At 62.6% G+C, this 2,048-nt stretch carries 3 protein-coding genes; 1 reads left to right on the top strand and 2 read right to left on the bottom strand.

Translation table 11 applies throughout. The features are described from left to right. The coding region (locus ENZ75_RS29980; RefSeq protein WP_164778940.1) for a MarR family winged helix-turn-helix transcriptional regulator at positions 1 to 237 on the bottom strand (237 nt) is incomplete at its 3' end. Positions 238 to 352: 115 nt separating this feature from the next. Between ENZ75_RS29980 and ENZ75_RS29985 the strand changes: the two genes are divergently transcribed. Continuing rightward, positions 353 to 760, top strand: a complete 408-nt coding sequence (locus ENZ75_RS29985) for a hypothetical protein (RefSeq protein WP_063167732.1) — start codon at positions 353 to 355, stop codon at positions 758 to 760. A gap of 143 nt (positions 761 to 903) precedes the next feature. Here ENZ75_RS29985 and ENZ75_RS29990 read toward each other — a convergent pair. Beyond that, a partial coding sequence (locus ENZ75_RS29990; protein ID WP_128278553.1) for an FAD/NAD(P)-binding oxidoreductase occupies positions 904 to 2,048 on the bottom strand: 1,145 nt, incomplete at its 5' end.

Genomic DNA, 2,048 nt, shown 5'->3' on the forward strand with positions numbered 1-2,048 from the left:
CAGCAGGCCCTGCGCCTCCATGGCGTTGAGATGATGGGTCAGCGTCGCGCCCTGGATACCGATCATGCCGGCAAGCTCGCGCTGGTTGGCAAGGTTGCTCGACTTGACCGATAGCAGCGTGAGCCAGATCGGCAATGTACCTCCAGCCTCGACCAGGGCAGCATCGAAGGCCTGGGCAACCAGCTTGGCGGTTCGTCCGAGATTCATGCCGACTGGCGGGCGGTCAAAGGGTGTCATTGCAGGACCCTAGACGGTGTCATGCACGGATGGAACTGGCACGACTTATATATTGACATCTAACCATTCGATATCTAATTATCTAGAGATGGCGGGCTAAAGAGGAAATCCGGTCATGCAATATGTCTACATCGTCGTTATCGGTCTTCATGTCATGGCAGGCGTATTCTGGGCGGGCACGACCATCGCGGTCGGCCGTGACCCGGACATCCGGGCGGAACGGTTCTTCCGGCCGCAAATGGGCGCTGCCGGCCTGGTTTTCCTGACCGGCATACTGCTCTGGTATTTCTTTCACGAGGGTGTTTTCGGCTCGATGGAGAAGGTGCTGGCGCTGGGCATCGTGACGGCCCTGATCGCCGCCGGCGTGCAAGGCGCGCTGGTAGGCTCAACCAGCAGGCAGCTTGCCGGTGCCGATGCGGCAACGGAAAGGCAGTTGCGCGCGAAGATGACAAGAGGCGAGCGCATTGCCGGGGGGCTGTTGGTGCTGACAGTGCTGTGCATGGCCACCGCCAGAATGTTTTGAACGCCGCCACGCGGCACACCCTCACAGAATCGTGCGTTGTCTGGCGACGAGCCAATGACGCGCGAGCGCGCGGCCAGACCGAAGTACATGGGCTCTCGTACGCAGGTCCGGCCGCGCGCCACCGATCCTGGCAACGCCCAATTTCAGATCCGCAAGCCGAACCTGATGCCGTCGTAGATGGCGGCATGGATGTTGCGCGAAGCGACCGCGTCGCCGATGCGGAACAGTACAAAGCCGCCTTCTGGATTGCGCTTGGGGAAGATGTCGCCACCGCTCACCAGCCGTTCGTAGTCGACCGCACCGCCGTTCTTCGACAGAGGCTTCAGCGAGAGATAGAGATCATCGAGCGGCAACGTACCGTGCTCGACCACCACCTGGTCGACCCTGCGCTCGCCGCGCCAGCCATCGGCGAAATCCGATGCCAGTTCGGCGACCAGTTGGTTGCCCTCGCGGCGCACCGAACGCAGCCGCGTGTTGATGGTGATGCTGACGCCCTTTTCCTGAAAGGCGCGCATGTACGGCACATGGTTCATGCCGCCCATTTCCGGGGCAAAGAAACGTTCGGGCGAGACAAGTTCGAGTTTCGAGCCGGCATTGGCGATCAGTTCGGCGGCGCCCATGCCCTGATGGCCGCCATTGTCGTCATAGAGCAGTACATTTTCGGCCGGCTTGACGCTGCCGGCCATGATGTCCCAGCTTGAGGTGACAAGATTGTCGCCGGCCGTCAGCGGCGGGTTCTGCGGCAGGCCGCCGGTGGCGACCACCACCACGTCGGGTGACAGCGCCAGAACATCGTCCTTCTCCGCCCAGGTGTCGTAGCGGATCTCGACGCCGAGCCGGGCGAGTTCAGCCAGCCGCCAGTCGATGATACCGATCAGCTCCTTGCGGCGCGGATTCTGCGTCGCCAGTCGAATTTGGCCGCCGGCCTGGCTCGATGCTTCAAGCACCGTCACCTTGTGGCCGCGCTCGGCTGCGACCCGCGCAACCTCCAGCCCGCCGGCGCCGGCTCCGATGACCACGATTTTCTGCTTCGGTCCTTCGGTCTTGACGATGATATGCGGGATTTCGGCCTCGCGGCCAGTCGCGGCATTGTGGACGCAAAGCGCTTCGCCGCCCTCATAAATGCGGTCGAGACAATAGGTGGCGCCCACGCACGGGCGGATCTCATGCTCGCGGCCCTCCATCACCTTTTTGATGATGTGCGGATCGGCGATATGGGCGCGGGTCATGCCGACCATGTCGAGCTTGCCGGTGGCAATGGCGTGGCGTGCGGTGGCCACGTCGGATA

The sequence above is a fragment of the Mesorhizobium sp. M7A.F.Ca.CA.002.04.1.1 genome (genome assembly GCF_004022805.1).
Lineage (GTDB): Bacteria > Pseudomonadota > Alphaproteobacteria > Rhizobiales > Rhizobiaceae > Mesorhizobium > Mesorhizobium ciceri.

Excerpts from the sequence above, each read along its gene's own strand:
- ENZ75_RS29985 (WP_063167732.1), top strand. The coding sequence starts at position 353 with ATGCAATATGTCTACATCGTCGTTATCGGTCTTCATGTCATGGCAGGC.